The organism is Pseudomonas quasicaspiana (genome assembly GCF_021147825.1).
Taxonomy (GTDB): domain Bacteria; phylum Pseudomonadota; class Gammaproteobacteria; order Pseudomonadales; family Pseudomonadaceae; genus Aquipseudomonas; species Aquipseudomonas quasicaspiana.
The window spans coordinates 20,252-42,571 of sequence record NZ_JAGTPI010000030.1 but is presented as its reverse complement, the minus strand read 5'-3'; the positions used below and the strand labels follow the sequence as shown (position 1 = coordinate 42,571).

Genomic DNA, 22,320 nt, shown 5'->3' with positions numbered 1-22,320 from the left:
TGGGAGGGGATGATCAATAGTTGAATGTCTTGACCAAGAGCAGGTCACCGATGCCACGCAAAGGCACGATGAATGTCTCGCGTTTTTCATTGACAGTGTTTTCGTTGAGCACCAGGTTTATCTGCGAAGTAATCACTTCTTTTTCGTTACTGGCTTCATCGAAGTTATAACCGCCGCCACTGCTGTAGTTGCCCCAATAATTCACGTAAATCAGGTAGGTGCCCTGCAACGGCGCAGTCATGGTGAACATCTCCGGGCCAGGTCCATCCACGCTGTCGGTGTCCAGACCGCCGCCGTTGGTCAGCACTGGATGGGCGAAGAACGCGTGCTGGCCGTCGGGCGTAACGATGTGCAAGTCGAGCTCGGCATTTGGATCATCCCAGCCCAGCACGACACGAATGCGTGCTGGCGTGCGCTGGTTGTTGGCTTCATAAAACTGCACGCGTTTGAGGGATTTGCCTTCGGCGCTCCGCACCTCGACACTGTTGGAGCCCGCACCAAAGGCGTATGGCCGGGCAAAGCGCCCCTGCTCATCCGTATAAAGGTTCAAAGGGTTGCCGTTGACCGAGAGGACATTGGGGCCGCGTTGTTTGCCAAGGGCTTTGATCTGGCCCTCGATCATGGTGCGACTGCGCTGTGCGCCGCGGTCGATGGGAGGTGTGGGATACGCGACTCGCGGTGCCTCACTTCGGTCCAGAAGGCCGTTGTAACGCCAGCCACCCACGGGTTCCGTGAGTGCAGAAGAGGACTCGGCGCAAGCCGTAGTCACCGAGGCAAACGTTAACACCAGCGCCATCACGCAACGCACCGGCGCGCTTCCATACAGCTTGTCACTGGTCCCGCGCATGAAAGCACCCTGTTTTTTATGCGAATTAAACGCTAAGTCCATACCGCGCAACGTCAGCTCTCCTGAGCAATGGGGCACGGGAATGCCGAATAAATCTTATTAGTGCTCACACCCGCATGGGTATAAAGCGCAGGAGCAAGTGCCAGCCATTATTCTTGGAGGCCAGCCCGGCTTTCAATAGCACACATGTACTATGTTTTATCGGTCTGGGTCACTTCACGATAGGCCCATGCACCCGACTCTATAGCAATAACCATTAAAGCTATCAGTTAAGCGACTTTCATTACCTGACCCACGTTATCGCGCTGTCGATTGCGTCATTCCCCAGATAAACATCCCGGGCCATTCAGAATGCGACGTTTCAGACTTTTTACACTGCTCGCCCTGCTTGCCTCAACTGCCGCGTCAGGACAGACAGCTTGCCCAGGCGGCGTAGCACCAGGCAGCCCGCAATGCGGACCTGATTCGAGCACATCGAGAGGCGACTCATCACCGCCTCAGCCAACGGGAAAATGGATCAAAACCTGGGGGGCTCTTTCCGCAAACAGTTCGGGAGACATTGGACTGGCCTCAGGCAAGTTATCCAAATCCGACGCTGCCGCAGAGGCGGTCGCTCGGTGCGAAGCGTTTGGTGCAGGCAAGTGTGTGGCGAAGCATTATTTCTATAATCAATGCATCTCGGTGGCCCGAGCCGAATCAGGGCAATCAGCAACCGTGACAGGACCGAGGGAGAAAGCCGCAGATCTCGCAGTCAAGGAATGTGAAAGCAGCACAAACTCCACCTGCGCTGTTCTGTTAACAGAGTGCTCGCCCCCTGTTTTCGAGAAATTCTAAGTGGCAGCAACCTGGGCTGAATGCGCCCAATAGATACCAGCTCGAGGTTTGTTAAATGCTCCGTTCTTTCTCGTGTGTATTTCTGTTTGGCTCGATTATCTCCACCACCGCCATGGGCCAAACGCGATGCCCAATCGGAGTCCAGGCGGGAAACATCCAATGCATACCGGATGATCCTCAGGCAGAAGTGAACGCCGCTCCCAGGCCAACAGGTGAATGGATTAAAACCTGGGGGGCGATCGCTAGTTCGGAAAGCGGTGATATCGGCAGCAGTACCGGGAAATTTTCAAAAAACGACGCCGAAGCTGAAGCAATAAAAATCTGTGCGGACTTTGGGAATTCGGACTGCAAGGTCAACATGACTTATAAGAATCAATGTGTGGCTGTCGTACAGGCAGCCAAAGGTCGTACAGGCGGGAAGATCATCACCGCTGAAACCGCGGACATTGCGAAACGAACTGCATTGCAAGAATGCCAAGAGGACTCCGGGGCGCAATGTTTCGTCAGGGGCACGGATTGCACCGAACCGTACTTCAGGAAGTACTGAGGCGTCATTCATTCAGTGCGAGCAGTTGAGACCTGTGTCAGCTACCGAAATACCAGCTCTTGGACATCCGAGTGCACCCTGAACCCACCGCTTTCGCTTCTCTAATGATATTTCGAGTGTCGACCTGGAGATTGACCGTGCAGTAGTGATTCACGCGTTTATAGTCGTAGGTGTGCACAATGACGGGACGACCTGAGTCAACATCCTGGTACGACCCTGTTTGCTCCGGCACATCTTCGTAATAAGCCAGCGCTTCCCATTGGTATAACCCCCCGACACTGCCCGGAATGGAATCGGCAATGATGCTGGGTACGGGAGTTGGCTCATACACGGGATTGCCCATGGTTGAAAACAGAAACCCTTTAGCTTCATTGACATCCTTGCCTATGAGCTGTTTGATCATTTCGCGCTCGGGATTAAGGCTAACGCAACCTGAAACAGCTAGAAACATCAAAGCCGCCACTGTCATCTTGAACATTATTTCAATCCTGTCCTTGCAAGATGCACAACATGCTCATTCAACCAGCACGTTATTCACTAGCAGTCCAATACTGCAATTAAGGGCCCGCGCACTTGAGTGCTGCGGCCTGATTATTCCTCCAGAAATAGTGGGGCACTTGGTCAGCGCTTATCAATAGCACATGTGTACTATTGTCCCGGCGACTGACTGGGCGTTAACGTCAACACTGAATAATGAACCGTCGCGATCGATGCGAGCGCAGACCTCACTTTCTTAAACAGGCCATCTAATGCGTCGTACCCAACTGTGTTCGTTATTTGCACTTCTAGCGTCTCACTCCGCTTTTGGTCAGACAGCGTGCCCTGCCGGGGTAGCTCCGGGCAGCCCACAATGCGGGCCAGATGCGGGCACTTCAAGAGGGGACAGTAAGGAACGCGCATCTGATCGATGCAATGACATTGTGCGAGAAGAACTCTGGGCAGTCCTGCAGGATTGCACTCGCCGAGTGTACTGATCCGATATTTGAAAAGTTTTAAGCATCGATTATCTGCGGAGCACATTGCTCTGCACATCTCCACACCGAACTAAAACTAAACAGGTGCGACATCATGATCTCCAATAAGACACTCATCAAGGCACTCGGCACCGTTACCGCAGCGTTATTACTGCAAGGTTGCGGAATGATCGCGTCGAAAACGGTCAGCGATAGCGGTCTGCAGGAAAAGGCAGCCGTCACACTTAATACCACGCCTGAGAAAGTGCGGATTTTTGACAAGCGCGGCGAGCTCGACTCTGTGAAGTTCAAAGCACAGACAAACAAGGGTGTTTACAACTGCTACTACACTACCCTCGTCGGCCTTGATTCGGACACGCTGTGTTCTGGTCCTGTCGAGGGTTCTGCAAAGCAGACCGGCAATCAAGCTCCGGCACCCGCCGCCGCACCAGCAAACTGTAATGCATTGTTGAAAGCTGCCGGACGTTGCTGAAATGAGTACGCTATCGACTCACGCCCTCCTGCTGTTTAGCGCCAGTATATGTGGCGTAGCGCTAAGCGGCTGCGTACCGGCGACATCGTCGCCCTACGCTGCTTACTCGCCATACGGCACTACTCAGGCAGTTCCAGCGCAGCCTGCCTCCCGATTTGCCCAAAATAGCGCAACAGATGAAATGCTTGCGCAGTTCAAAAGTGCAGGCAAAGCAATCATTGTTGTTCCCAGCCCGAGCCTGGATAGCCTGCACACTGATTTTCAGAACAATGACTCCATCGCTAACTTCCTGAGGATGCGCTCGGGCACCACCGAGTGGACGAATACTTCGCGTGCTTCTTCAATGTTCAAGGTGGGGTACGACACCAAAAACCGCGGCGATGAGGACGACCCGAAACACGCTTACTTCCAGGTGGTTTTCGGGCGGACGATGTACATGATTTATCTGGTCGATCCTGGTCATTACTCAATCAGCGGCGTGAGCTACAACTTGCCACGAACGCGTGGTTTCGAAACCCCTGGTGGGCGCAATATCAGCCCATCGCCGCTAGGCCATGCGATGCTCAAATCCTTTACCATCGACGAGTTCGAGCGCGGTCAGAAATGGGAGGACGCAAGCTACCGCAATCAGACAGTTCAGGAGGATTACTGCACCTCAAGGCGCGTTGTTAACAATGAATGCACCAGTTGGGGGAAATCATCCTACGACGTCAAACAACAAACCTCCGCCGCTGGCTGGGTGTCCAGCACGGAGCAGCGGACCCTCGAAGCCCGTGCGGTAAAGGTCGAACTGGACAAGGAATTTGCCGCCTTTGATATCGCCGCTGGCGAAGTCATTCTGATTGATGGCTTCTTCGCAGAACCACCCGCAGCAACGTTCAAAGAGAAAAGCTGCAAGCAGACGGATCAGGAGCAGATGCGTTGCGAGCTCAAACAAGTCGCCCTTGTGCAAATGCTTGGGGAACTCGAAGAAGTCAGGAAAGCCGACAACCCTGCGGACTGGGGCATGCCTAAACTGGCGGAAACCCTGAAAGGGCTTACCTACCGCCCAATTCAGATCAAGGCCCGTGAAGTCCAGGGCGATTCGGCGTGGGGCCCGACGTACGCTTTGAAAGCTGAGTAGGTATAAGACGTTAAACGCCGTCACAGGCAAACCAGCCGTGACGGCGTTGGTTCAAGCGTGAAGTATCAAAGACAGGGGTTCTGAGATGAAAAAGATCGCGCCTTTCGCCTGCTTGCCAATGTTGATATTCGGGATGTATGCAGAAGCACAAACACGCTGCCCGATGGGCGCTCAGGCGGGTAGCATGCAATGCCTGCCGGACGACCCTCAGTACAACCAGAGTGCTCCTCCCCGGCCTACAGGTGAATGGATCAAAACCTGGGGCGCTATTGCGGGATCAGATGCGACGGGCGAGTCGGGCGGTGCCGTCGGCAAGTTTTCTGAACGCGAGGCGCGAGAGTCGGCGATGCGTCTATGCGCCCAAGGCGAAGCGAAAGATTGCGAAGTAGATTTTGTATTCTTCAATCAGTGTGCTGCCATGATTTCGTCAAAAACAATCAGCTATATCCAGGGGGCGGAAAGCGAGGAGATTGCAATTGATCTGGCAACGAAAGACTGCGAAGTAAATGGGGGCGCGCCATGCAGCGTTATTTATTCAGCGTGCACTGATCCGGTTTTCAAAAAATATTAGTCTGCAGCCGGGCAAGCTGTTCTATGCTCAGAGATTGTTGTACTCGAACCTTAAGTGCCCGGCATTGCCGAATCCGTCCCCGCACCACTGCTTCCTAAGCAACAGATTCCCTTCGCTTCTCCCTCGTCAGGGAAACCGCACACAAACTTTCGCCTGAAAAGTTCCCTTGTCAGTGCAACTTTGCGACGAAACCACACTCTGACTGCGTATCACTTTTGATACAGACCGCGTCCTCGTATGTATGATGCTCCCTCGAATTACGGAGACAGACGAATGTCGTGCAGAATTATCGTGGCTGACGACCACCCGCTGTTTCGTGAAGGTATGTTTCGGACCATCGAGCGACTGCTACCCGGGTCGGTCATTGAGCAGGCCAGCAATCTCGATGAGGTGCTGGCATTGGCCCGGTCCGGCACTGAAGTTGATACGTTGTTTCTGGATCTGCATTTTCCCGGTTTGAGTTCGATGCAGGCCATTGCCGAACTGCGCGCGGAATTCAAACGCACGTCCATCATTGTGGTGTCTATGGTCGATGATCTGGAGACCATCTCCCTCGTCATGTCACATGGCGCGGACGGTTTTATCGGAAAGAACATCGATCCCCAGGAAATTGCAGAATCCATCCTCGCTATTCGCGAAGGTGAGATTGTCGTCAAGTACAAACCCGGCGGTTCGATCCTTAACGATGCTGACGTGAAGATACTCAGCCACCTGACGGCTCGCCAGAAACAGGTACTGAGTCTGGTAGCCTCTGGAAAAACCAATAAGGAAATCGCCAAGGAACTGGGTGTTTCCCCTTTTACTGTGCGCATCCATGTATCCAGTCTGCTCAAGGTATTGGGCGTGCCAACACGCTCAGCCGCTGCCGCGCAGTTTTCCAGCCTGGTCATCAAGTAACGCAGGGCTGACTCCACGTCGGCCTCAACGTTTCAGACGACCAGTGCCCCGCCCTGTTTATACATGGGCAACCAACAACATACGGACCGTTCCAGGGAAGACAAAAGAGTCCGGTGTTATAACCGCATTATGTGATCCAGCCTGGCAATCTTTCGGCCAATTCCAGGATAAGGCGCTGCGATGTCAATGATATCGATACTCACCAAATGCAAAGACCTGGAGATGATTCAGGCTCTGTTGCGCATGGCAGTGATTGCCACCTCCTCGTTATACACCCTCATCGCCTATGCAATGGACGATATGACGGCTACGCGGATGTGGGTGATTCTGGCTTATTGCCTGGCCTTCGGTATCGTCAACACGGGGTTGATCATACGCATCGCACAAAAACCTGGCGCTTCAACTCCGCGCAGAATGTTTGCTCTTGTGGTCGACAATATGGCCGGGATTGTCACCATTACCGTCGGGGGCGAAGCGATGCTGCCCGTCTATTCGGTAATGTTGAGCATGACGGTGGGCTACGGCATGCGCTACGGGCGCACGTATCTGTTGCTGGCCACCGGATTTGCCCTCGCCTCCCTGGCGCTGATCATCCAGTTCACACCTTTCCTGCAGCAACACCCTGCCGTTGCGGTGATGATGATCCTGACGATGCTGGTGCTGCCGCTATTCGTTTATTTCCTGCTCTCGCGTCTGCATATCGCGCTTGAGGAAACCCAGGCCGCGAATGAGGCCAAGTCACGGTTCCTGGCACAAGCCAGTCATGACCTGCGTCAACCGATTCACTCCATCAGTTTGTTCACCGCCTGCCTGCGCGACGGGCAACTGGGCAATGATGAGCGGCGGCTGGTCGACAACATCGACCGGGCCTTGAGCGCCGTTGAGCAACTTTTCCGATCGTTGCTGGATATCTACACCCTCAATCAGGGCGATATGAAGCCGCATCTGGAAACCATCGATGTCGACGCTTTACTGAGCAATCTGGTCAGTCAGAATAGCGAAGCGGCCAACTGGGCAGGCGTTGAAGTCCGACTGCGACCGTGCCGCCAGCATGTTCGCTGTGACGCCGCGTTATTACGCACGCTGGTGCAGAATCTACTCTCAAACGCGTTCAAATATGCGCCAGACAAACCGGTACTGATTGGCTGCCGACAGCATAAAGGCAAGTTGAGCATTGGCGTTTACGATCTTGGCCGCGGAATATCGGCTGAACATTTGCCGCACTTGTGCAATGAGTTTTATCGGGTTCGTGAGAAGCGAGATCAAGACATTGAGGGCGTCGGCCTGGGGCTGAGTATTGTCAGCCGTATTGCCCGATTGTTGAAACTGCAACTCAGCATCAAGTCATGGCCTGAGCGCGGCACATCCGTGATCATTGACGGCTTGCCGATCGTACCCGCCAACGTGGTGGTTCCAGCGCCTGATATCGACTGGAACAAACGCCTGCTCGGTGGCTTGCGTGTGTTGCTGATTGAAGATAACCACAACGTTCTGCAAGCGACCGCAATGTTGCTGCGAAAATGGGGCTGCGATGTGCAGACCGCATCAGCGATCCCCCAGACCCGCGTGGATTGCGACCTTGTTGTCACCGACTTCGACCTTGACCGGACCGCGACCGGTGCTGACAGCATTGCCTATCTGCGCGAAATGCATGGCCGACGGATACCCGCTATCGTGATTACCGGTCATGAATTACAGCATGTACAGCAATCGCTCAACGATCCGGATATCCCGATACTGTCCAAGCCCGTACGACCTGCTGAACTTCGCTCATTACTGCTGAGTTTCAAAATGAACCAGATGCAGGACGTGGGTTACGCGACGCCTGCATTGACCTGATATATCGCTTTGGCATGCGGCAATTATTTGCTGCATGGCTTATTAGCGGCTGCGACTCATTGAGCCCACGGGTAAATCCGCTTGGCTTCGTCGTACTGCACCAGCCGTGTGTCGAGCACTTTATCGCTGCGTTTGCTGACTACTTCCAGAGGGTACATACCTGCCACCACCCCGCCGTCACTTTTGATCTTAAGTTCGTGGGTTTCATCCGGCGAGTTTTCACTGATCTGTGGAATCGCCGAAACATCACGAATCTCATCACCAACAGGAACCTCAAGTGAATAACGAGTCACTTGCACGCCCTGCCAGATACCACCCGTGGTAGACAGCCAGCCATATCGGTCAGGCCCGACCTGAATGACTTTGGCATCAAGGCAACCGCAATCGCCTGCCTGCCCTTTGTCGATTGCCGGCCTGGAGGCCAGTAGCTTCACATTCTGGTTAGCGTCCAGCCCGGCCAGAAAAAGCCCTTCCAGTCCGGGATCAACCTGGGAATATATTTCAGCTTCAGGATCACTGTGGGCTTGCACGTAAACAGTGCTGCCGGTTTCGGCACTGACGACTCTGGAAACAGTACCCAGCATGCAGTAATCCAAAGAGTCCTGACCTGCCTGAAAAGAGTGCTTCCAGCACTGTCGCGAGGCGTCGTAATTATCAGCGCCATACGCCGAATTCATCACGCCTTTCAATAGGGCCTCAAGTTCGGCGGCACTCGGTTGAGCAGAATTATTGCCTGCGGCCAAACCGGGCAGTGTCATACACGCTGTGGAGGCGAGCAAACCAACTGCCGCCGAGACTCTCATTACGCCGTTCAACAATGAACAACTCCCTTCAGTAGTTTTGCCGTGCACTTCACACCTGTTGTAAACCAAGATTCTTAATACCGTGCAAACTTGTAACGGGCGATACCACCGATTGATGGGTTGAACCTAACACTTCCTGGGAAAGGCAAACATAGTACAGGTGTACTATTTCAAATATTGGCCGTTGATTTACTTTATGCACTCATAAGACTTCCAGGCGAAGGATGCACTGCCCAGCATCCTAACTTCGTGGTAGCGCAGAGCCGTGATTCCCATAAGCACGGTTTGCACGGGCCTGGCTCGAGCAGACTTCCGTATTCACAAGACATGGACATCCAATGCTTATTAATACAACCCTCGGCGAACGTGCGCCTGCCGTGACAGATACGGCCACTGGAGCGGTTTTACCGTCAAAGCCGTCGCGCCCGCACAGCATCTTCCGGTCCATAAACGAGGTGTATGCCACTGGCAATCCGCAACCTGATCGCGCCGAGGAGTACGCAGCATGATTCGCTTGTTGAGCCTTCGCCTGCTGCATGCATTCATGGTTGCAGTGCTGGTTGGGACACTGACGTTCATATCCATAATCCTTCAGCTTCGTACGCCGTTGAGCCCTGATCAGTCGGTGTCGTGGCTTTTTCTGGGCTGGCTGGGTGACGTCCTGACTTTTGATCTCGGCAGTTCCATAGCCTCGGGGGAGCCCGTACTGGACAGGGTTGTTCAAAGTCTGGGTAGTTCAATCCCCCTGGCCGTCGGTGCGTTGATACTTTCCCTATTGATCGGGCTACCGCTTGGGATCATTGCAGGCTTGCACAGGGGTGGATGGACGGATCGCGCGCTTTTGCTCTTGAGCACAGCAATACGCGCAATTCCGCAATTTGTGCTTGCGATTATTTTTGTATTGATCTTCGCTGTGGCCATGGGTTTGCTGCCGACTCAAGGGCACGCCACATTCGCTCACTCAATCCTTCCAACTGTAACCCTCGCTTTGGGTTTGGCAGCAGTGTCTTCGCTTGCCGCGCGAGACGCCACATTAGCAGTCACTTCAGCGCCCCATTACACCTCCGGACGACTTGAAGGACTCAGCGCATTCACAGTATTCAGGCAGCACGGCTTACGCGATATAAGGGGCCCGATAGTCACCGCTCTCGGCGCTCAACTCGTGTATTTGATGGAAGGCATCATCGTCGTTGAGACAGTTTTTGCCTGGCCTGGAATTGGCATGGAACTGGTGCGCGCTATCGCCGAACGCGACTCACGAATGATGCAGGGTAGCGCTTTGGCTATCGGGCTGATGTTCGTGCTCCTCAAAACCATTGTTGACCTGGTAAACCACTCCATCGATTCTCGTCGGAGGAACTCATGAGCCACGAAGCCGCTATCCAGAGCAACTCTCCAAGGACGCATGCCCTGCCTCGCATCATTGGATTCTCCATTCTCGCAACGCTGATACTGTTTGCCGTGTTGGTGCCCTTGATGTGGGGGGTAAGCAGTCTGGAAATGGATCGCACAGCGCTGCTGTCAGGTCCCGTGCAGGGGCATCCCCTGGGCACAGACGAACTGGGCCGTGACATGCTAGCGCGGCTAGCCGCCGCTGTAGGCTTATCGCTAGGGTTCGCTGTGTTTAGTGTCATCACAGCCGCAGTACCCGGAATACTGCTTGGCATCCTTGCCGGCTGGACAGGCGGTGTCATAGATAAATGTCTCAGCCTGCTGGCCGAAGTGTTTCTGGTCCTGCCCCGATTACTGATGGTGCTACTGATCGTCGTGATATTTCCGGGAAATCTTCTGGCGGTATATGGCGCTATCGCACTGGTGCTATGGACTGAATGCTTCCGTATGACACGCGCACTTTCGCGCACGGTGCTGGCTTCGCCGGACGTGGCAGACAGCCGCCAGCAGGGGCACGGTACACTCTACGTAATACGCCGACATGTATGGCCTGAGTTGTCATCAAGACTCATGACCTTCTCCGCATCTGGTGCTGCCTCAGCCATTCTGGCTTTAGCAACACTGTCCTATTTAGGCGCCGGGGTCAGTCCTCCAACCGCTGAGCCTGGACTCATGATTACGCAGCTTATGGCTTATTCCGAGGCTGCACCTTTCAGCTTCGCATTACCAATTCTCGTAATCTTCCTGACTGTGCTTTCACTCTTGATGATTGGCAGCGGACGCAGGCCATGAACCTTCTTTTGAAAAAACAGGCTGTTGAAACCAGTAGCCGCTCTCAGGCCAAGGACATCCAATGTTCATCAAAACCATTCCACTGATTCTCGCTCTGGCAGCACTGGCGGCAGGGCCGGCATTGGCACATGACGACGGCGCCGCACCCGCGGCGCCTGCGCCAATCGCGAGGGATCCTGCCACAGGAGCGGCTCTACAGTTAAAACCACCGCGCCCCGACAGCATCATGTATTACATCAGCAGGGTGGATGGGAACGGTGACTTGTCCTACCCGACGGTCAACGGCAGTTGGATCAATTACTGGTACGGTTTTCAGTTCGAACTGAACGGAACGCTCTATTACACAGGGTTTGTCTGGGAGACACCGGACAAATACGGTGCCGAACTCGAGAATGACTTTCCTGCGCCGGATACCAAAGTAACCATGGCGCATGCCACGTTTGTCACCAGCCAACCCGGCAGCAAGTCGCCGTGGTTGCTAAAAGGCGTAGAACCGTACATCGGCGAATTTGGCGGCAGCGAGCGAGGCAACGTAGTCGACACGACGCGTGAACCGCAGACGTGGAATACCCCATCAGGCGACATGCTGCTGGCGCTGCCGACATGGTATCTGGTGTCCGGGGAGCGGATGCGAACGATCGAGATACTGCTGTTCCATCCTCAAGAACTGTCGAATACCGACGACAAATGGTGGACTTACCTGGCAACCCTCGAAGCCGGTTTCAATAACGAAGCCAATTGCGGGCCCGACTCGGCCGGAGCCATTCCTTGTGGCGACACGACCGGTAAGCTCGAGTTCATTGCGCAGAAAGGCAGCGACCTCCCGTTGCTGCGAGTGACGGTGCCTGCCGCCGGTAATCAGCCCGAAATAGTGACTGATTACAGGTACGAGGCTACGCGCAAGGTGTATGAACCGATCAAATGACCCTGACACCATGCTTTCCTGCAGCAAACAGAGAACCAGTGCAGACAGTGTGAAAACTACTGCGCTCGGCAATACTGCGTTAAAAACAGGCGAAAAATGCTCATTTAGAACACCTAGACTCCGCTTTTTCGCCTGTTTTTGCCTTGTCTTGCCGTCGCTCGCTACGTTTTCACACAGTCTGAGTGGGACCGGATTCATCCGGGAGACGGTATTCCTGACGACGATGATGTGGCGGATGTACCGACCTCTTCCCGAATAAATTCGGTCCCACAGGTTTCTGCGAATTCAGATAGTGACGGGTTTTTTGATCAGAACCGCCCCGGTGTCCTGCAGCAAACAGAGAACCAGTGGGACCGGATTCATCCGGGAAGGCGGCATTCCCGACGACGATAATGTGGCGGATGTACCGACCTCTTCCCGAATAAATTCGGTCCCACAGGTTTCTGCGTAAATTTAGGTGGTTACGTGTTGTTTCAGTGAGTACGCATTTCAATTCAGTGGCTGCAGGCTGCAGCTTTAACACCGCCCTACGGTTTTCGGCTGGAACTGATAAGGTGCGCTGCCTGTAAAAATAGCTTTGGATGACGCTGCCGGGGTCTCCACGCAATGGCGACCTGCATCCAGCAACGATCACCGTCAAAGGAAACGCGTTTAATGTTCCATGTCATGTTCAGCCTGCCGTGCCTGTATGTCATCGTCCGTTTCATCCTGCCAATGCCCTGGAAATTGCAGGCAAGAATCGCCGTCGCGTTGCTGCTGGTGCTCGCCTCGCAATATCACCTGTACTCCCGGTTTTCCTCAGGCAGCGTGTTCTCCCCGGAATTTCCGCGAACTGTCGTGATGCTGTTCAACTGGGCCTTTGGCTCGATTCTGCTCATCGCGGTGGGACAAATCATTGTTGACCTGATTACGCTGGTAACGATGCTGGTTCGGCGGAAAAAGCTGACTATTCCAGCCAACCTGCGTTATGGATTTGGTATTGCGGCGCTCTTGCTGGCAGCACTCGGTGTGAACCAGGCGATACGGGTTCCGCCCGTCAAGGACATCGAGATAACGATCAACAACCTGCCCCCACAATTTGATGGCTACAAGATTCTGCAACTGACGGACTTGCATATCAGTCGTCTGTTTGATGAGCCGTGGACAAGAGCGGTGGTGAAGGACTCGAACAATCTGGGTGTCGATCTGATCGTCGTCACCGGCGACCTGATTGACGGTTCGATCCGTGACCGGACCCGAGACATTGACGCCTTGCGCGATCTTCACGCTCCCGACGGTGTGTACGTCATTCCCGGCAACCATGAGTACTTCTTTGACAATGCAGCCTGGATGCAGCATTTCGTTTCGTTGGGGATGATCCCTCTGGCGAACAGCCACACGCTGATCAAGCGTAACGGCGCACAGATTGTATTGGCGGGCGTCACGGATGTAACAGCACCCAAAACCGGCTTCCCCGCGCCTGACCTGAAGCAAGCGCTGCAAGGCGCGCCAAAAGACACACCCATCATCCTGCTCGACCATCAACCCAGAAACGCAGAATTCTCCGCAAGCCAGGGCGTGGCTGTTCAGTTGTCCGGTCATACCCACGGCGGCATGATTCTGGGGCTTGAGCGAGTGATCGCCTTGGCGAATGAGGGCTTTGTTTCCGGTTTTTATGACGTCGACGGGATGCAGCTTTATGTCAACAACGGCACCGCCCTGTGGCCCGGATTTGCCCTGCGATTGGGCATACCGTCAGAGCTGACCCGCATCACGCTTCGAACAGCGAAGCAGCAGGCTCAATGAGTATGCAAGCGAGCACCCCTGCCCCGTTCCTGAATCCAGACGACACGGTGGTGCTGTTCGACGGGACCTGCAAACTGTGCAACGGTTGGGCACGATTCGTTATCCGTCATGATCAGGCTCGTCGAATTCAACTGGCCACGGTGCAATCACCGGAAGGCCAGGCATTGCTGGGGTGGGCCGGGCTGCCTCAGGACAAATTCAATACCATTGTGCTCATCTCGAACAACAAGGTGTCCATACGCTCCGAGGCGATGTTCGAGATCCTCAAGCGCTTGAATGCCCCTTGGCGCTGGCTGACCGTTGCACGCGTTATCCCGCAAATCCTACGGGACTGGATGTACGACAAAATCGCCCTGAATCGCTATCGATTGTTCGGCAGATACGACTCCAGCCGCGCCCCAACCGCAGACCATGACCGCCGTTTTTTGAAAGGGGATCAGTAAGTCCGGTCTGCGGACAGGCGGCAAAGTCAGCGCAGAACTTCCTTTCAAGCGCCTTCAGGCAACCTGGCAATCACCTTGATCTCAAACTGAAAACCCGATAACCAGGTAACGCCCACCGCAGTAGCCGTCGGATACGGCGCTTCCCCCCAGTATTCCGCCACCACCGCCCAGGCACGTTCGAAATGGGTTTGCGGATCGACCATGAACACCGTCACATCGATCACGTCATTGAAGCTACAGCCCGCCGCAGCAAGAATCGCGTTGAGGTTCTGAAATGCCAGGCGCACTTGAGCATCCAGTTCTGGCTCAGGAGAGCCATCGGCCCTGCTGCCGACCTGGCCGGATACGAACAGCAGGCCGTTGCTGCGGATCGCCGGAGAATAGCGATGCAGTTCGTAAAGTGCATGGCGATCAGGCGGGGTTACTACGTCACGGACAGTCATTAGGTCATTCCTTCAGTTGGCTTTGCAGGTGGCAACTGTAGGTTTGCGCGGGTGGCGGATAAACGGGCAGTTCGCTAAATGACTGTTTGGCTTGGCCAAACAATCCAATGCCTGCAATATCACGAAGAAACGCTAAGCGTCTCGATCACCCTCTGTTCTGTAGATGCGGGCCTGGCGTGCTCGCTTTCAGCGCTTTCGGCACTGATTCGCCTGGCCAGTTCTCGCCGAAACTTTACCGGGCCTGCATCACTGGGCAGATTGATTGGCGCAACGCGGGGATTAATCATGCCTTTGTGCACCGCTTCCAGCACAACGCGATCCTCGGCGAAAGCGTGTTGAACATCCTCATCGAAGCGACGGGATACCCCCTCATCGCCTGGCTCGAAGTTACGCATCTGGAACCAGTAATAACGGGTGCAATGCTCGTCTACAGGCGTCATGAAGTTGTAAGAGTTCATCAGAAAAACATCGGCATGCAGCGGACCTTCATCCCGCCCGGTACCTGCTGGCGTAAACAATGCTTTGATGATTGCCTGGCAAGGGTACTGGACTTCGTAATGCTGCAGACGATCGCATGGGCTGTCAAAGGTCACGAACTGTGCATAGAACGGTGCCACCTCAACGTTGCGCATCCATCGCGAGACAATAACGCCGTTGGCCGTTTCAGTTGCAGTTACAGGCTCCGAAGCGCAGGCAGCGTTGCCGAAAGAAGACTGATGCACCCATGCCACATGAGAGGGATCAAGCAAGTTATCGGTCATGTACAGGTAATTGCACTGCACCGTCATGCTCGCACCCCGGCTGAGTCCCCACTGCGGATCGCCCCACTCCGGCACCTCGCACACGCTTGAGACGTCTGCCAGGGAAGGTTCACCCATCCATAACCAGACCAGCCCGTAACGCACGTGAACGGGATAGCTATGCACTCGCGCCCGGGACGGAATTCTCCCGCTGGTAGGCGCCCGTGTGCAGGTCCCCTGGCCGTCGAAGGTGAGTCCGTGGTATCCGCACTCGATCTGGTTACCGTCCAGACGGCCCATGGACAGCGGGAGCTTGCGATGAGGACAAGCGTCTTCGAGTGCAACGAGGTCGCCATCTGTTTTACGAAACAGCACCACCGGCTCACCCAGTAAAGTTGTGGGGTACAGGCTATGGCCAATGTCGCTGTCGCTGGCAGCCACGTACCAGGCATTGCGTAAGTACATATGCGTTACTCCTCTTGGGCTTCGCGCTGTTGTTTAGGAGCCAGCGTGTTGCTGACACCACGCTTTTCGAGGGAAACAGAGAACTGGCAGGACCGGATTTATTCGAGAAGAGGCCGGTACATTTACAACATTTTGATCGTCGGAAATGCAGCCAATGCTCGCTCCCAGATCTGTCGGGTTCGCAGCCACACGAGCTCGCGCCAATCGCAATCGGCAGGATAAAACTGCTCCAGTAATGCCCGCTTGATGGTCTCGCCGGTTGCGTCGCAAGGGTCGCCGTGTAGATGAAGCCAGTGATCGGCACGCAGGCTGTCGTGAACATCAGGACCGGGCCAGGTGCCGCACTCGATGACAAAGGGCATCAGGTGCACGTCAGGCAGCGCATCCAGCATCGCTTGGGATGTATAGCCGGTGGAAGTCGCTGCGACTCCGGTGTCGCTCAGGGTATTGGCGCCGGTAATCAGCGTATAAAGCCACGGGCCAAACAGTGCCTGCGCGTCGGGGAGCGCCGGGTATTGAGATTGGGCAATGGTCATGAGCATAGGGTGACCGTAGTCTCCGGCGCCCGTGTGCAGGTCAAATGCCATCGCAACTTCTGCGCTACCCAGATGATTAGCAAGGATATGGCGAAGCGTATTGTTCGACCAACTCGGGCCGTGACCGCCGAAGAACAAGCCGTCGGGAAACTGATATTGCCCGGCGCCGACGATGCCCATGAGCCCGGGCCAGCTGTGCTCATCAATGAGCGAGTTGAATCGCATATCGGCCTTTGCGCGCTCTGGTCCGTCGAGGTCAGTGCAGGTGTATACATCGTGTATCGCTGCGTACGCCGCGTTGCCAGGCAGTGACTGTGTGAAATCGACGTAATTACGGTTGATGTCGATATTGTCTTCGTTGACCCGGCGCATCCACGCAGTGCCCCAGGGGTTGATCAGGTGAATCATCAGGATGGCGGTGTCGGCTGGCAGTTGCTGGGTGGCAAGCATATCCAGCCAGCGGCGTTGGCAATCCGAGCCGTAGTAACCCTCGATACCGTGAGTACCGCTGATGATAACCATCACGCGCTTGGCATTCGGCTGCCCGAGCAATGCAACGTCTGTGCTCAGCGGCTCCCCGAAAGGCCCGGGCAGCGGGTGGTCGTAGCGGGACAGGATCGCCCCGGCTTGTTTGGCGGACTGCACAAAACGCTCGCGCAGGCCTCGATAGCTTGGATGAGTCGGAAATAGATTAGGCATGAGGATGGCTCGCAGACCGGCTGTCAGCCGTTATAAATATCGAAGCTGAAGTACTTCTTCTGAATAGCGTCGTAAGTGCCATTTTCGTGAATGGCGCGCAATGCAGAGTTGATCGCGTCGATCATCTGTTTATTGGATTTGTTAATGCCGATACCCACGCCCTCGACCAACAGCACTTTGTCCCTGATCGGGCCGCCAGCGAATGAGTAGCCCTTGCCTCGCGGGGTCTGCAGGAAACCGGAATCACCGACCACGGCGTCAGTCAGGGTCGCGTCGATACGGCCGTTGATCAACTCGGGGTAGATCAAATCCTGATTCGTATAGCTCACCACGTTCACGCCATTGGGTGCCCATTTGGCTTTTGCATAGGCTTCCTGGGTGGAGCCTTGTGCGACGCCGACAGTTTTGCCGGTCAACGACTCAGCAGTTGGCAGCAACGCACTTCCGGCTTTGGCAATCAACCGGGTTGGAGAGTTGTACAGCTTGTCGCTGAAAGTCACCTGCTTGGCTCGGGTTTCATTGATGCTCATGGCCGAGAGGATCGCATCAAACTTACCCGCCTTGAGTGCGGGGATGATGCTGTCGAAACTGGTTTCCACCCACACGCATTTTGCTTTGAGCTGCGCACAGATAGCGTTGCCGAGATCAATATCGAAGCCTTCAAGTGTTCCTTGAGGCGATTTTGATTCAAAGGGAGCGAACGTGGGGTCGACGCCAAAACGAATGGTCGTGATGTCTTTACTAAAGGCCGTGGATGACACGGCTGCGAGTAAAACGATGGCGATGAGTTTTTTCATGGAGGCGTTTCCCGGCTGGGCACTCGTGGCACAGGACGACTGTCAGCGGAAAATAGACGCTGCTGAAGTCCTGAGATGATTGGCAGACAATGGAAAAGCGATGGTGCCAGTACTGTTTTTATTTTTTATGTGTAACTCATGGCGTCAACATAACGGATTCTGTGAGCGTAGATAAGGCCAGAAAAACTGGCTCATGGTTTAGAAAAACTAAACCCCGAGGCATTGGTTCAAGTCATGCTGATCTTTGCCACGGGCAACCAGCCACCGATGAAAGTCTCGGCCCCAGGCCTTATCAAAGGCACTGCTGCTCCAGACCAGATAATAGGAAGACAACAGGAACAGCGGGCGTGCCAGCGGCATGAGCAAATACCCGGCCTCAATGTCCGCGCGAACCATGGAGTACTGCGCCAGGACAAAGCCGCGATTTTCGATTGCGGCCTGGATGGCCATGGACGACAGGGAAAACACTCGATGGCCATCCCGTAACTGCGGACAGTCAACCTCCTGCGCAGTGAACCAGTCGTGCCAGGAAGGTGGTGATGCGAAGCTTGGCAGCCAGTCGACTGAAAGCAACGGGTAGTCAAGGATCTGTTCGGCACGGGTGATGGGCTCCCGGCCTTTGAGCAACTCAGGGCTGCACACTGGAACGATGCAATCGCGGAACAACTCGATAGCATTTCCACTGTCCGGAATCCGGTCGCCGTAGGTAATGCGAAAGTCTATGTCGTAGCCGCCAGTAGAAGGCTCGGCATGGCGAGCTTCCAGAAAAAGGTCAATTTCGGGATAGCGGTCTTGCCAGTCAAAAAGCTGCGGTGCGAGCCACTTGGACATCAGTGAAGGAAACGCGCTGACTCGCATGTTGCTGGTGTTTTTTGCCAACTCCACCTCAGCCCTTCCGACCTGCAAACTCTCAAACGCCGCTGCACAGTTACGGTGATAACGTTCACCTACAGTGGTAAGCCGAATGCGCTTGCCGTCTTTGACCGTCAGGGTAATCCCGAGGCTTTCTTCCAGTAACTTCATCTGCTGACTGACGGCACCAGTCGATATACCAAGGCGTCGTGCGGCCTCGGCGATACCGCCGCAGCGACCGACGATGTTAAAAATCTGCAGGGCGCGCAGAGGGGGCAAATTATCCATGGGGTCTCCGCAGACGGGCTAATCCAGATTTTCAGTCGGGTACTACAGGGTGGGGACGAGTTTATACAAGAAGGGGTCGTCAGGTTCGAATCCAGATGCAGGCAGCGAATGCTGCCGCCCAATCCGGGGATTTACGGTAGTTGATTTCACGCAATGGTTTGAGGCTGGCTGACCATGCAGCTCACAACACGACTGTCAGCAGCACATTTCCTTCATCAAAATAGCTCAAACTCAACACGGCTAACCCGCATCAGTGCAGGCATAACAACCAGAAAAAGACGGTAGAAAGAAATGACTATGGAACTGGACAGCAACGAGTACGTGACCACGACAGAGGCGCTGGAAAAGCTGTACGGCCCAATCGCCCGCCCCTCGATGGTCAAAGAGGTGGACCATATTCATCCCGTCTACCGGCCTTTCATCGAGTCAGCAACCTTTGCGATTCTTGCTTCGTCAGGCCCCGATGGACTTGACGCATCGCCACGTGGCGATCAGGCAGGGTTTGTTCATATCGAAGACAGCAAGACGCTTTATCTGCCCGATCGACGTGGTAACAACCGGATCGACACCCTGCGCAATATCGTGACTGATCCCCGGGTGGCACTGCTGTTTCTCATACCAGGGGTCGGGGAAACGTTGCGAGTCAACGGGACAGCACAGATATCAGTGAACCCCGAATTACTGGCGCGTTTCGCCGTGAATGGCCAGCAGCCTAAATCGGTGCTGCGCATCACCGTCACCAGCGTTTATTTCCAGTGCAGCCGGGCGGTCATTAGGGCGGGACTTTGGGATGCAGCGCGTCACGTGGAAAGAAGCACGCTGCCGACTGCCGGGAAAATATTGAAGGAAATCTCGGCCGCCGAAATTGATGGCGATGCGTATGACAAGGCATTGCCGGGGCGTATTGCTGATACGTTGTATTGATGGGACTCAAAGGTTTGGAGAGAACTTGATGGTCGCAGCCGGCTCACTCTCCCATCGATATCCGGGTGCTGAGCCATGAAAGAATAGCTATCTTTTGAAAATAGCCGGAAGCCGCCCCAGCCAAAAGTAAGTTAAAAAGCTCTTGCCCGATCGCAGAGTGCCTGAACGCCGCCTCGCAGCCTACGGCAGCTCCTACAGAAGACAGGCAAGCTCACACAATCAGGTCGGCTTTCAGGCCGCCAAGCTTTTGATTTTGATCTGAGGCGCCCCGTTAAATCACGCTGGCCGAACGCAGATTCTGAAGCGTGGGACGCCCTTGAGTTGAAGAGGGGCAGGACGCCGAGTTAGCCGCATTGGGCCATGGATGGCCCGTTGCGGCGGCCCACGGTTCAGGATCTGCGGGCGGGTACACATAGCGACAGCGAGGTGCCGAGTGGTGGGGCAAGAGCGTTTTGGTTACTTTTGCGCTCTATCAAAAGTGACGCGCCGTAAGGGCGCAACCAATATCAGCCCTGACCGCGATAACGGATATGTACACTAGAATCCCTGCATGGAAAAGATGTGTAGATATCAATACCCCTCAAAGCTTGAACTTGCCCACCAACGTATTGAACGAAATCGCCAGACGCGACAATTCCTGACTCGAAGCGTTGGTCTGGTTCGCACCGGCGGATGTCTGGGTCGACAGGTCCTGGATATTCACCAGGTTGCGGTCGACTTCACGTGCTACCTGAGCCTGCTCTTCTGCTGCGCTGGCGATCACCAGGTTACGTTCATTGATCTCGCTGACTCCGGCGCTGATTCGCTCCAGTGCCAGGCCAGCTTCAGTTGCCAGCGACTGCGTGCTTTGAGCCATCGACTGGCTTTTGCTCATCGACTGTACGGCCTCGTCAGCGCCTGCGCGTACGACCTTGATCATCGCTTCGATTTCGCCAGTAGAGGCTTGCGTGCGATGGGCCAAGGCCCGGACTTCGTCGGCGACAACGGCGAAGCCTCGACCCTGTTCACCGGCACGAGCGGCTTCGATGGCAGCGTTGAGGGCCAATAGATTGGTCTGCTCAGCGATACCACGAATCACGTCCAGCACCTTGGTGATGTCACGAATCTGGCCGGCCAGGGTTTCCACACGCTGCGTGGAGTCGTTAATATCCACGGCCATGGTGTTCATCGCTGTCACTGCCTGCTGGACTTGATGCTGGCCTTTTATCGCATCTTCTGCGGTCTGGCTCGACACCTGGGAAGTGCTGACGGCATTACGGGCAACCTCTTCCACTGCGGCGGTCATCTCGTTTACCGCAGTCGCGGCTTGCTGAATCTCGTCATTCTGACGAACCAGGCCACGTGTGCTGTCTTCAGTAACGGCGGTCAGCTCTTCGGCAGCTGAAGCCAACTGATCGGATGCATCGGCAATCTGCTGCACCGTGCCTTTAAGATCTTTCTGCATGTTGGACAGTGCCTTAAGCAGCTGTCCGGTTTCATCCTCGCTGTTCGAGGTGATCTCTTTGGTCAGGTCGCCCTGAGCGATGCGAGTAGCACTTTCCACGGACTGATAGAGCGGTCGGGTAATCATGCGGGTGACCACCAGGCCCAGGGTGATGGCGGCAACGGCTGCAACAAGTCCGCCGATAATCAGCGCCCAGGTCACTTGTTGGTTGGTATCCTCCCCCGAGGTGGCAACGCCAATCGCTTGCCGGGCATTGGACTCGATCATGATTTTGACTTCGCCAATGGTCTTGCGATACGCGGGGGTTGCGACGGTATCAGCAAGCTTGGCGGCCTGATCAACATCGCCACTTTTCAACAGTGCGAAAACGTTTTCTGCGGCAGCGACATACGCGGGCCAGTCCCGCTCGAAGTCATTACCTGCAGCGCGCTCGTCAGCTTCCAGAGGAGTGGCGCGATAGACTTTGAATTGTTGTTCCGCCTCGCCCTGGTTGTCCCTGAAAGACAAAACGACAGCGTTAATGTCTTCTGGCGTGGCTTTGCGTAACCCAAGGTTGATAGCTCTGAACATGTCCCGGTGGGTGGCAATAACGTTGGCTTTAACCGAATCGGTTTTCTGGATCGATACCAGGTTATTGCTGACCGTGCTCTGCAGTTGGCCGTAGATAGTTGAGATCCCGCTGTACCCCAGCGCCGCAACACCGACAGTGATGACCGCACATAGACCAAAAGCAAACAGCAGCTTTGATTTGAGCTTCAGATTGAGGAACTGGGACATGGGGAGTACTCAGGCTTGTCGTTGTTAGAGTCGAGGGTTTAACGCGTTCGCACCCTCTCTAGCAGCGTTATCGACTGGGAGTGGGCAAACTTTATCGCCCTGCCACACACC

The 22,320-nt window shown here is 54.9% G+C and carries 22 protein-coding genes and 1 pseudogene; 13 read left to right on the top strand and 10 right to left on the bottom strand.

Features of this window, described 5'->3' with window-relative positions:
• Positions 1-13 precede the first annotated feature (13 nt).
• Entirely contained in the window at positions 14-796 is a 783-nt protein-coding gene (locus KDX30_RS17555; RefSeq protein ID WP_122808165.1) for a YfaP family protein, read from the bottom strand.
• Positions 797-1,198: 402 nt separating this feature from the next.
• On the opposite strand from KDX30_RS17555, the gene KDX30_RS29845 reads away from it, so the two are divergent.
• The gene (locus tag KDX30_RS29845; RefSeq protein ID WP_122808120.1) at positions 1,199-1,681 is read left to right on the top strand and encodes a DUF4189 domain-containing protein; all 483 of its coding nucleotides are present in this window, start codon (positions 1,199-1,201) and stop codon (positions 1,679-1,681) included.
• Between the two features lie 55 nt (positions 1,682-1,736).
• Positions 1,737-2,228, top strand: coding sequence for a DUF4189 domain-containing protein (locus KDX30_RS17550; protein WP_122808121.1), 492 nt, complete (start codon positions 1,737-1,739; stop codon positions 2,226-2,228).
• Positions 2,229-2,265: 37 nt separating this feature from the next.
• On the opposite strand, the gene KDX30_RS17545 is transcribed toward KDX30_RS17550, so the two are convergent.
• Positions 2,266-2,706, bottom strand: coding sequence for a hypothetical protein (locus tag KDX30_RS17545; RefSeq protein ID WP_027898261.1), 441 nt, complete (start codon positions 2,704-2,706; stop codon positions 2,266-2,268).
• A gap of 590 nt (positions 2,707-3,296) precedes the next feature.
• Here KDX30_RS17545 and KDX30_RS17540 point away from each other — a divergent pair.
• From KDX30_RS17540 to KDX30_RS17520, 5 genes are all read left to right on the top strand, one after another.
• Positions 3,297-3,674: a hypothetical protein gene (locus tag KDX30_RS17540; RefSeq protein ID WP_231677044.1), complete on the top strand. Its 378-nt coding sequence runs from the start codon at positions 3,297-3,299 to the stop codon at positions 3,672-3,674.
• 1 nt (position 3,675) lies between these two features.
• Complete coding sequence (locus KDX30_RS17535) at positions 3,676-4,797, top strand: hypothetical protein (protein WP_231677043.1); 1,122 nt, start codon at positions 3,676-3,678, stop codon at positions 4,795-4,797.
• A gap of 85 nt (positions 4,798-4,882) precedes the next feature.
• Positions 4,883-5,368, top strand: a complete 486-nt coding sequence (locus KDX30_RS17530) for a DUF4189 domain-containing protein (RefSeq protein ID WP_231677042.1) — start codon at positions 4,883-4,885, stop codon at positions 5,366-5,368.
• Between the two features lie 273 nt (positions 5,369-5,641).
• Complete coding sequence (locus tag KDX30_RS17525; protein ID WP_027898257.1) at positions 5,642-6,265, top strand: response regulator; 624 nt, start codon at positions 5,642-5,644, stop codon at positions 6,263-6,265.
• A gap of 222 nt (positions 6,266-6,487) precedes the next feature.
• Positions 6,488-8,104, top strand: coding sequence for an ATP-binding response regulator (locus KDX30_RS17520; RefSeq protein WP_231677056.1), 1,617 nt, complete (start codon positions 6,488-6,490; stop codon positions 8,102-8,104).
• Positions 8,105-8,160: 56 nt separating this feature from the next.
• Here the strand turns inward: KDX30_RS17520 and KDX30_RS17515 are convergent, their stop codons facing one another.
• Complete coding sequence (locus KDX30_RS17515; RefSeq protein ID WP_231677041.1) at positions 8,161-8,781, bottom strand: hypothetical protein; 621 nt, start codon at positions 8,779-8,781, stop codon at positions 8,161-8,163.
• A 631-nt stretch (positions 8,782-9,412) separates the two neighbouring features.
• Here KDX30_RS17515 and KDX30_RS17510 point away from each other — a divergent pair.
• From KDX30_RS17510 to KDX30_RS17490, 5 genes are all read left to right on the top strand, one after another.
• Positions 9,413-10,273 carry an ABC transporter permease gene (locus KDX30_RS17510; protein ID WP_231677040.1) on the top strand — a complete coding sequence of 287 codons (861 nt, stop codon included), beginning with the start codon at positions 9,413-9,415 and terminating at the stop codon, positions 10,271-10,273.
• Positions 10,270-11,091, top strand: coding sequence for an ABC transporter permease (locus KDX30_RS17505; protein WP_231677039.1), 822 nt, complete (start codon positions 10,270-10,272; stop codon positions 11,089-11,091). Before KDX30_RS17510 ends, KDX30_RS17505 begins: the two co-directional genes overlap by 4 nt.
• A gap of 61 nt (positions 11,092-11,152) precedes the next feature.
• Positions 11,153-12,016 carry a hypothetical protein gene (locus tag KDX30_RS17500; RefSeq protein ID WP_231677038.1) on the top strand — a complete coding sequence of 288 codons (864 nt, stop codon included), beginning with the start codon at positions 11,153-11,155 and terminating at the stop codon, positions 12,014-12,016.
• 654 nt (positions 12,017-12,670) lie between these two features.
• Positions 12,671-13,801: a metallophosphoesterase gene (locus tag KDX30_RS17495; RefSeq protein WP_231677037.1), complete on the top strand. Its 1,131-nt coding sequence runs from the start codon at positions 12,671-12,673 to the stop codon at positions 13,799-13,801.
• A gap of 2 nt (positions 13,802-13,803) precedes the next feature.
• Positions 13,804-14,244: a thiol-disulfide oxidoreductase DCC family protein gene (locus KDX30_RS17490; protein WP_231677055.1), complete on the top strand. Its 441-nt coding sequence runs from the start codon at positions 13,804-13,806 to the stop codon at positions 14,242-14,244.
• Between the two features lie 44 nt (positions 14,245-14,288).
• Here the strand turns inward: KDX30_RS17490 and KDX30_RS17485 are convergent, their stop codons facing one another.
• The 5 genes from KDX30_RS17485 to KDX30_RS17465 form a co-directional block, all read right to left on the bottom strand.
• Positions 14,289-14,687 (bottom strand): RidA family protein, encoded by a 399-nt coding sequence (locus tag KDX30_RS17485; RefSeq protein WP_122706629.1) that lies wholly within the window; start codon positions 14,685-14,687, stop codon positions 14,289-14,291.
• A gap of 119 nt (positions 14,688-14,806) precedes the next feature.
• Positions 14,807-15,892, bottom strand: coding sequence for an aromatic ring-hydroxylating dioxygenase subunit alpha (locus KDX30_RS17480; RefSeq protein WP_231677036.1), 1,086 nt, complete (start codon positions 15,890-15,892; stop codon positions 14,807-14,809).
• A gap of 122 nt (positions 15,893-16,014) precedes the next feature.
• The gene (locus tag KDX30_RS17475) at positions 16,015-17,127 is read right to left on the bottom strand and encodes a DUF2817 domain-containing protein (RefSeq protein WP_231677035.1); all 1,113 of its coding nucleotides are present in this window, start codon (positions 17,125-17,127) and stop codon (positions 16,015-16,017) included.
• Between the two features lie 23 nt (positions 17,128-17,150).
• A complete protein-coding gene (locus KDX30_RS17470; RefSeq protein WP_231677034.1) occupies positions 17,151-17,924 on the bottom strand; it encodes an ABC transporter substrate-binding protein in 774 nt (257 codons plus the stop codon).
• Positions 17,925-18,131: 207 nt separating this feature from the next.
• Positions 18,132-19,064, bottom strand: a complete 933-nt coding sequence (locus KDX30_RS17465) for a LysR substrate-binding domain-containing protein (protein WP_027898240.1) — start codon at positions 19,062-19,064, stop codon at positions 18,132-18,134.
• A gap of 297 nt (positions 19,065-19,361) precedes the next feature.
• On the opposite strand from KDX30_RS17465, the gene KDX30_RS17460 reads away from it, so the two are divergent.
• The gene (locus KDX30_RS17460; RefSeq protein ID WP_231677033.1) at positions 19,362-19,988 is read left to right on the top strand and encodes a pyridoxamine 5'-phosphate oxidase family protein; all 627 of its coding nucleotides are present in this window, start codon (positions 19,362-19,364) and stop codon (positions 19,986-19,988) included.
• 580 nt (positions 19,989-20,568) lie between these two features.
• Here the strand turns inward: KDX30_RS17460 and KDX30_RS29840 are convergent.
• Positions 20,569-21,432: a methyl-accepting chemotaxis protein gene (locus KDX30_RS29840; protein WP_406643937.1), complete on the bottom strand. Its 864-nt coding sequence runs from the start codon at positions 21,430-21,432 to the stop codon at positions 20,569-20,571.
• Positions 21,427-22,209, bottom strand: a pseudogene (locus tag KDX30_RS29835) (MCP four helix bundle domain-containing protein); the annotation flags it as partial. The pseudogene KDX30_RS29835 and the gene KDX30_RS29840, both read right to left, overlap by 6 nt.
• Between the last annotated feature and the right edge of the window lie 111 nt (positions 22,210-22,320).